We start from the raw sequence: 8,017 nt of genomic DNA, 5'->3' as shown, positions 1-8,017 counted from the left end.
GCCGCGAGCCTGTTCCGGCGACAGGTACTGAGCGGTGCCGATGACCTGCGACGTCTGCGTCATCGTCGCCTGGTCGTCGCCCATGGACCGGGCGATGCCGAAGTCCATCACCTTGACGTCGGCGTTGCGGGTCAACATGACGTTCGCCGGCTTGATGTCACGGTGCACGATGCCGTTGTCATGGCTGTACTCAAGGGCCTTGAGGATGCCGTCGACCAGCTCCGCCGAACGCTCCGGCAGCAGTTTGCGCTCGTCGTCGAGCAGTTCCTTGAGCGTCCGACCATCCACGTACTCCATGACGATGTACGGGATGGACACGCCATCGATCATGTCCTCGCCGGTGTCATAGACGGCGATGATCGCGGGGTGGTTCAGGGACGCCGCGGACTGGGCCTCGCGGCGGAACCGCGCCTGGAACACGTGGTCCCGGGCCATGTCGTGTCGGAGGGTCTTGATCGCGACGAGCCGGTCGAGCCTCAGGTCGCGAGCGCGGTATACCTCGGCCATGCCACCGCGCCCGACAACCGTGTCGAGCTCGTAGCGTCCGCCGAGGAGCCGGGGCTGGGACATGTCGTGCACTAATCCTCGTGTCTTCCGGTGGCCGCCCGCGGGCCGCCGCCTACCCTGAGCATCTCTCGCTCATTGCATGGTCACAGGCTCTGGTCTTCGCAGTGGAATCAGGGTCCCTCCCCGTTGTTACCGTCGCCGCCTCCGCCCCCGCCGCCACCTCCGCCGGGGTTCTCTCCGCCCGGGTTCTCTCCGCCGGGTTCCTCTTCCTCGGGCGGATCGGTGACGTCGTCCTCTGGTGGATCGGTGACGTCGTCCTCTGGCGGGGGAGATTCCTCCTCACCCTCACCAGGAGGCGGGGACTCGGTCTGGTCCCAGTCCTGAGGGGGCGGAGTCCACTCCGGGGTGTCCGGGACCGGATCGAGGGCCTCGGGTGTCTCGGTCTCCTCCGGTTCCTCACTGGGACTGGAATCGGGGGACTCGTCGGTGACGGCCGGCTGGTTGCTGTTGTTGACCGGTTCGGTCCCGGTGTCACCCATCATGAACCCGGCCACCGCCGCACCCACGATGAGGACGGTCGCGGCCACGGCCGCGAGCACGACCGGCATCCTGACCCGCCGACCGGAGTCCGGGTTCTCCGCCAGCCTGGTGGAATCCATGCCCTGATCAGGGGCTACGGGAGATTGACCGGTGGTTCGCCGTACCTGATCGGTGGCGCCGCTACGGGGACCGAAATCGGGCACCGCGCCGACCACCCTGGTCTGGGCCATGCCGTTGAAGCCGGTGGAGGGGGTGGGTGGTCCGGTACCGGCGTTGGAGCGGATCACCGCGGCCAGGTGCGCGACCTCCCCGGCGGATGAGGGTCGATCCTCCGGGTCCTTCTCCAGCATGGAGAAGACGAGGTCGTCGATGTCCGCGGGGACGTGTTCGGGCAGGGAGGGCGGATCGTCGCGCGTGTGCGCCAGTGCCAACGCCACCGGACTGTCCCCGGTGAACGGCGGCTGCCCGGCCAAGCACTCGTAGGCCACCACACCCAGCGCGTACAGGTCGGAGGCCGCGGTCGCGGGTCGTCCCGACGCCTGCTCCGGTGAGATGTACTGGGCCGTGCCCATCACCATGCCGGTCTGGGTGAGGGTCACCGACATGTCCCCGCGTGCGATGCCGAAGTCGGTCAGCTTCAGCTGTCCGTCCTCGGTCACCAACAGGTTGCCCGGCTTGATGTCCCGGTGCACCACGCCACGGGCGTGCGCCGCGGCCAGCGCCTTGGCCGCCTGGCACACGAAGTCGAGGGTCTGGTCCGAACTCAGTCCCCCCTGTTCCCGTAGTACCTGCGACAGGGGTTCGCTGACCACGAGCTCCATGATGAGGAAGGCACGCCCGTGCTCCTCGCCGTAGTCGTAGACCTGTGCGATCCCCGGGTGGGACAGACCGGCGGTGATCCGGCCCTCCGTGCGGAACCGTTCACGCGCGGTCGGTTCGGCCATCTGGGCCGGGTGAAGCAGTTTGACCGCCACCGAACGGTTGAGCAGGGTGTCGGTCGCCCGCCACACGGTGCCCATGCCGCCGGAGCCGATCTGCTCCTCAAGCCGATATCGGTCGCTCAGAACGGTCCCGGTGAGGTCACCGGGACCGTTCCGGGAAGACGGTTCGTAGGCGTTCACTACAGAACCACTGCCTCCATCATGTTTCGCGCGATCGGCGCGGCCAGTTCGCCACCGCTGCCGCCACCGTGTTCGATGACGACCGCGACCGCGACCTGGGGGTCGTCGGCCGGGGCGAACCCGATGAACCAGTTGTGCGTGCCCTGTTCTCCGCCGGTCTCGGCGGTACCGGTCTTGCCGGCCACGTCCATGCCCTGGATGGCTCCGTTGGTTCCGGATCCGTCCGGTCCGGTCACCCGGACCATCATGTCCGTCAGGTCGGACGCGGTGCTGGCGCTCATGGCCTGGCTGTAGACCTCGGGGGTGGTCTGGGTGACGACGGTGCGGTCGGAGTCGCGCACCGAGTCCACCATGTACGGGTGCATGACCTCACCGGAGTTGGCCACGCCCCCGGCCACCATCGCCATCTGCAGCGGCGTCGCCTCCACGTTGGACTGACCGATGCCCGCGCGGCCCAGGATGTTGCGGTCCTCCTCCACGGGCGCGTAGCTCGGGATGACCGGCAGCGGAACCTGCATTTCGTCCTCGGTGACCTGCGGGTGGAACCCAAAGGCCTCCGCCTGGTCCGCCAGGGCCTGACCGCCCATCTCGATGGCCCAGTTGGCCATCGACGTGTTGCAGGAGATCTGGATGGAGTGCGCCAGGGTGTCGGGATCCCCGCCGTTGCACGTACCACCAGGGGTGGCGTTGGGCAGCGGGTGACCGAGTTCCAGGGTGTCCGGAGCGTCCATGGTGGAGTCCGGGCCGGCGTCCAGGTGCTCCATGGCCGCGGCGGCGGTCACGACCTTGAACGTGGAACCCGGAGGGTAGCGCTCCCTCAGCGCCCGGTTGAGCAGCGGCTGGTTCTCGTCGGCCGCCAAGGCGTCGAAGTTCGTGACCGCGTCCGTGATCTCCTCGATGCTCACGACCTCGTTGGCGTCGAAGGAGGGGTAGGAGACCGAGCCGAGGATCGCCCCGCTGCTCGGGTCGATCGCGACGGCGGCACCGTTCATGCCCAGTTGCTCGAAGCCTTCGTAACCGGCCTGCTGCACGGCGGGGTCGATGGTGAGTTCGACGCGCGCGCCCTCGGGCTCACGGCCGGTGATGACGTCGCGGAAGTTGCGCACCGCGAGCCGGTCGTCGGTGCCGTCCAACAGCGCGTTCTCGCTCTTCTCGATGCCGTCCGCGCCGTAGCTGCGGAAGGAACCGACCACCGGCGTGTACAGGGGACCGCCCTCGTACACGCGCTGGTAGCGGGCAGGGTCGTCCTCGGCGGCGATGTTCTCGGAGTAGGCGACGTTCTCCCCACCGACGACGATGGGTCCCCGCATCTCGGTGAGCCGTTCGCTGTACTGGCGGGTGTTGAGAGAGTGGTCTCGGATGGCCTCGGCCTGGAAGCCCTGGATCCAGGTGAGCTGGAGCATCAGGGCACCGAACAGGATCATCGAGAAGACGCTGAGGCGTCGGATGGGTGTGTTCATCGTCGGATCACCTGTGTGGCCCCCTCGTCCTGGATGGCTTGTGGCGCGGGTCTGCGCGCGTTGTCGCTCATCCGGAGCAATAGACCGATCATCAGCCAACTGGCCATCAACGCGGAACCACCCGCGGCCAGGAACGGCGTGGTCATACCGGTCAACGGAATGATCCTGGTCAGGCCGCCCAGCACCACGAACACCTGGAAGCACATAACGAACGCGATACCGCTCGCCAGCATCTTGACGAAGAGTTCACGGGAGGCCAGCGCGACGCGCATACCGCGCTGGACCAGAAGGAAGATCACGATCAGGATGGTCATGAGTCCGGTCAGGCCCAGGTCCTCCGCCAGCGAGGCGAAGATGAAGTCGCTGTCCGCGGCGAAGATGTTGTGCGCCTGGCCGCCACCGAAACCGGTACCGAACACGCCACCGTAGGCCATGCCCACGATGCCCTGGACGATCTGCATGCTACCGCCCACCCGATCGTAGACCTCCTGGTCGAAGGCGTGGAACCAGATGTCGACACGCTGGCGGAAGTGCCAGAAGATGTACATCGCGGCGGTGGCCGCCCCGATGAACACCGTGAGACCGATGAGCACCCAGGAGGAACGCTGGGTGGCCACGTACAGCATCGCCAGGAAGATGCCGAAGAGCAGCAGCGAGGAACCGAGGTCCTTGCTGATGACCAGCAGACCGATGGCCACGACCCAGCCGACGACCATCGGCATGAAGTCACGGGCGCGAGGCAGGTCCAGGATCTTGAACCGGCCGATCTTGATCGACTTGGCCGCCAACGACAGCACCTGCCGTTTGGTGACCAGATACGAGGACAGGAAGATCACCAGCGCGATCTTCGCGAACTCGGACGGTTGCATGGTGAACGGCCCGATGCCGATCCACCGGCGGGCACCGTACTCGCTGATGCCCAGGCCCGGGACCATCGGAAGCGCGATGAGGATGATCGCGGCGAGGGCGGTGAGGTAGGTGTACCGCTGTAGGATCCGCGGTTCCTTCAGGAAGAACAGCAGCGCGATGCACAGGACCATGCCGACCGCGGTCCACACCAGCTGCATGCCGATACCGGCGTGCTCGATGTTCCCGGAGTCGGCCGCGTCCAGGCGCCAGATCATCGCCACACCGATCCCGTTGAGGAACAGTGCGCAGGGCAGGATCAGGGGGTCGGCGTACGGTGCGATGAACCGCAGCGCCAAGTGCGTGGCGAGGGCGAGCGCACCGAAGATGAGGCCGTAGCCCCACATCGCGCCCGGGACCTGGTTGTTGAGGTTCAGCCCGGCCGTGGCCATCGCGCTCATCATGATGACGATGGCGATGAGGACCAGGACCAGCTCGGCGTTGCGCCGTTTGACCGGCGGAAGTGCCGTCGGTGCCTCAGGTTTCGTGGTGCTCAATGGGTCACCCCGATTCCTCGGTCTCGGTCTCCTGGCCGCCCGAGTCGGTCCGGGTCTGCTCGGAGTTCTCGACCTCGCCCTGCAGGTCCTCGACCTTCGCCTCGGCGTCCGCGAGGTCGGTCGCCTCGATGTTGTTCTGGAGGGCTTCCTGGTCGGTGGGGGCGAGCGAGTCCAGCCGGAGCTCGGTCCTCTCCACCTCCTCGGAGAGGTCGATCCCGGCGACGTTGGTGTCGATGCCGCGGTAGATGCTGACGTTCTCCCCGTCGGCGGAGACGCCCACGTAGTACTGGTCATTGATGTACCGGCTACCGAAGTAGTAGCCGCCACCGGCGATCGCGCCGACCACGATGACGAAGACGAGGATGATCGGCCACCAGCTACGGGTCCGGTACTCCGGCTCCGGCTCCGGGTCCCGGTCACGAGGGGGCGAGGCCTCGTAGGCGTGCTCCTCGTAGGGAGAAGCGCCGTACGTACCGGGCGGGGGCGGAGCCTGCTCGTCGATGGGGTCCATCTCGGCGGTGTCGCCGCCGTTGCCGCGCAGCTCCTGCGCCCGTCTGGCGGGGCTGGTCTCGTTCGGGCCCGTCGCCACGTCACGCTGGTCCGCGGCGCCCACGACCTGGGAGCCGACGGTCGCGCCCTCCTGGTCGTCGTCCGTCTCGATGACGTCCGCGACCACGGTGGTGATGTTGTCCGGACCGCCGCCGCGGATCGCCAGTTCGATGAGCTTCTTGGCGGCCGCGCGCGGGTCGCTCTCGGTCGCCAGGGTCTCGTGGATGGTCTTCTTGCTGACCACGCCCGACAGCCCGTCGGAGCACAGCATGTAACGGTCGCCGGGCTTGGCACGGCTGATGGAGATGTCCGGGTCGACCGGGGTCTTGCCGTCCAGGGCACGCAGGATCAGGGACCGCTGCGGGTGGGTGGCGACCTCCTCCTCGGTGATCTTGCCCTCGTCCACGAGGGTCTGCACCAAGGTGTGGTCGTGGGTGATCTGCTCGAACCGCGAACCCCGCATGAGGTAGGCGCGTGAGTCACCGATGTGGATCAGGGCGACCTGTGAACCCGACCACAGCATGGCGGTCAGGGTGGTGCCCATGTTCTCAAGCTGGGGTTCCTGCCGGATCCGGAGGGCCAGGGACTCATTGGCCTTCTCGACGGCCTGTTGCAGGACCTCGGCCATCTCTTCGGCCCGTGGATCGTCGGAGGTGTCCAGGCTGCGGATCGACGAGATCGCGATCGAGCTGGCCACCTCTCCGCCCGCGTACCCGCCCATGCCGTCGGCCACCGCGAGGAGGTGCTGGCCGGCGTAACCGGAGTCTTCGTTGCCTTCGCGGAGGCATCCTACGTCGGAGTACGCCGCGTATCGGAGAGCGATTGTCATTTGCGCAGTTCCAGGACGGTTTTGCCGATACGGATGGGCTGACCCACCGTGATGGGCTGGGGGCGGTTCAGCTTCTGCTGGCCGAGGTAGGTGCCGTTGGTGGAGTTGAGGTCCTCGACGAACCAGCGGCCGCTTTCGGTGTAAACGCGCGCGTGCCGCCCCGACGCGTAGTCATCGGTGATGACCAACGTCGAATCGGGAGCGCGGCCGATGAGGATGGGTTGGGAGGAGAGGTTGATCGTCGTCCCCGTCAACGGGCCCTGGGTCACGGCCAGCACCGTGGGCTCGTTACGCGATGCCCGTGAACGCCCCTGAGAGGAGGAAGGGGAACGACGCGGCGCGGGACGCGGAGCCGATCGCGGCTTCTTCTTGCGGGACTTCCTCTTCGACTGTCCGAAGAGGTCCGTACTGATAACGCCGACCGCCATGAGGACGAACAGCCAAAGCACCGCGAGATACGCGATCTTGATCAATATGAGGGTCAAGTTGGACATCGAACTGCTCTTCAGCCCCTGTCGTGCTTCGGCCGGGGTGGCGGTCATCGGCGCCGCCACCGTGTCTGCCCCACCTTCGGGTCGGTGAGTCCAGGTCGCTGTCCGCGACCCAGAGCCGGCCGCGGCCATTGTGCCCGATCGGTCAGGTCTTCGCGGAGACTACCCTCCCGGCCGGATTCTCCGACAGTGGTCCCTTGTCGGCCCACCACCGGTCCCGAACCCTCAGATGCCGAAGCGAGGTGGTTGGTTGCGGTCCGGGAGGGGTCGGAATCGGTGGCCTGTCGGGGAAGCGGTCAGTCGCGGCGGAAGGTCATGGTGGTGCGGCCCAGACTGATCCGGGTACCGTCCACCAACCGTGCTTGCCTGACCTGCTGCCCGTTGACGAAGGTGCCGTTCGTGGAACCCCTGTCCTCCAGGATGACCTCGTCACCGTCCACGCGGATCTCCACGTGGTGACGGGAGACACCGTTGTCCACCAGGCGCAGGTCACAGTCCGTACCGCGACCCAGCAGGGTCACCGGCGTGGTCAGTTCGAACGACTGCTGCATGCCCTGACTGGCGATGTTGCCCTCGGCCGTCGCCCCACCAGGGGAGATCAGCAGGCGAGGACGACCCGTCTGGGGCTGCGCCGAGCCCGGAGCCGGATCGCCCACCGGCTGGCGGAGCTCACCGCCCTCCACCAGACTCCCGCGAACGACGCCGGAACGGATCCGGAATCGTCCGGTCTTCAGTCCCTCGTCCGAGCGGAACTGCACCCGCACCGGACCGACGAACGAATAACCCTGTTCGGTGGCGTAGTCACGGGCCAGCTTCGACAGTTCCTGACCCAGGCTGTCGGCGTACACCTCCAGGCGTTCCTTGTCACTGGCCGACAACTCGACGATGAAGTCGTTCGGGACCAATGTCCGACCCTGGGCGACGATGGCGGCCCGTTCGTCCATCTCTCGCTGAACGGCGCTCGCGACCTCGACCGGCTGGAGCTCCGACTTGAAGGCCATCGCGAAGGTGCCTTCGATCATGCCCTCAAGCCTGCGCTCGAAGCGTTGGAGCACTCCCACGAGGTACCTCCCTTTGTACTCCACTCCGTATGTGTAGACGATCGTAACCGGGCCGG

General features: G+C 66.9%; 7 protein-coding genes. All 7 read right to left on the bottom strand.

The annotated features are described in order from the left end of the window. On the bottom strand, positions 1-570 hold a 570-nt coding region (locus ABZ717_RS28160; protein WP_358516157.1), incomplete at its 3' end, for a protein kinase. A gap of 107 nt (positions 571-677) precedes the next feature. Continuing rightward, positions 678-2,168: a serine/threonine-protein kinase gene (locus tag ABZ717_RS28155; protein WP_358516154.1), complete on the bottom strand. Its 1,491-nt coding sequence runs from the start codon at positions 2,166-2,168 to the stop codon at positions 678-680. After that, a complete protein-coding gene (locus tag ABZ717_RS28150) occupies positions 2,168-3,628 on the bottom strand; it encodes a penicillin-binding protein 2 (protein WP_358516151.1) in 1,461 nt (486 codons plus the stop codon). Before ABZ717_RS28150 ends, ABZ717_RS28155 begins: the two co-directional genes overlap by 1 nt. Continuing rightward, a complete protein-coding gene (locus ABZ717_RS28145; protein ID WP_358516148.1) occupies positions 3,625-5,031 on the bottom strand; it encodes an FtsW/RodA/SpoVE family cell cycle protein in 1,407 nt (468 codons plus the stop codon). Before ABZ717_RS28145 ends, ABZ717_RS28150 begins: the two co-directional genes overlap by 4 nt. Positions 5,032-5,035: 4 nt before the next feature. Then, the gene (locus ABZ717_RS28140; protein WP_358516145.1) at positions 5,036-6,409 is read right to left on the bottom strand and encodes a Stp1/IreP family PP2C-type Ser/Thr phosphatase; all 1,374 of its coding nucleotides are present in this window, start codon (positions 6,407-6,409) and stop codon (positions 5,036-5,038) included. After that, the gene (locus tag ABZ717_RS28135; RefSeq protein ID WP_358516142.1) at positions 6,406-6,951 is read right to left on the bottom strand and encodes an FHA domain-containing protein; all 546 of its coding nucleotides are present in this window, start codon (positions 6,949-6,951) and stop codon (positions 6,406-6,408) included. The genes ABZ717_RS28140 and ABZ717_RS28135 overlap by 4 nt, the downstream gene beginning before the upstream one ends. Positions 6,952-7,196: 245 nt before the next feature. Next, a complete protein-coding gene (locus ABZ717_RS28130; protein WP_067603875.1) occupies positions 7,197-7,922 on the bottom strand; it encodes an FHA domain-containing protein in 726 nt (241 codons plus the stop codon). Between the last annotated feature and the right edge of the window lie 95 nt (positions 7,923-8,017).

The organism is Nocardiopsis sp. NPDC006832 (assembly GCF_040635885.1).
In the GTDB taxonomy this organism is placed as follows: Bacteria; Actinomycetota; Actinomycetes; order Streptosporangiales; family Streptosporangiaceae; genus Nocardiopsis.
Note: the sequence above shows the minus strand (reverse complement) of the source record. Positions and strands in the feature narration are given on the sequence as shown.

What these genes read in the sequence shown, in the direction of transcription:
- ABZ717_RS28150 (WP_358516151.1), bottom strand. Translation starts at nt 3,628, where the DNA reads ATGAACACACCCATCCGACGCCTCAGCGTCTTCTCGATGATCCTGTTC.
- ABZ717_RS28140 (WP_358516145.1), bottom strand. Translation starts at nt 6,409, where the DNA reads ATGACAATCGCTCTCCGATACGCGGCGTACTCCGACGTAGGATGCCTC.
- ABZ717_RS28135 (WP_358516142.1), bottom strand. Translation starts at nt 6,951, where the DNA reads ATGACCGCCACCCCGGCCGAAGCACGACAGGGGCTGAAGAGCAGTTCG.
- ABZ717_RS28130 (WP_067603875.1), bottom strand. Translation starts at nt 7,922, where the DNA reads ATGATCGAAGGCACCTTCGCGATGGCCTTCAAGTCGGAGCTCCAGCCG.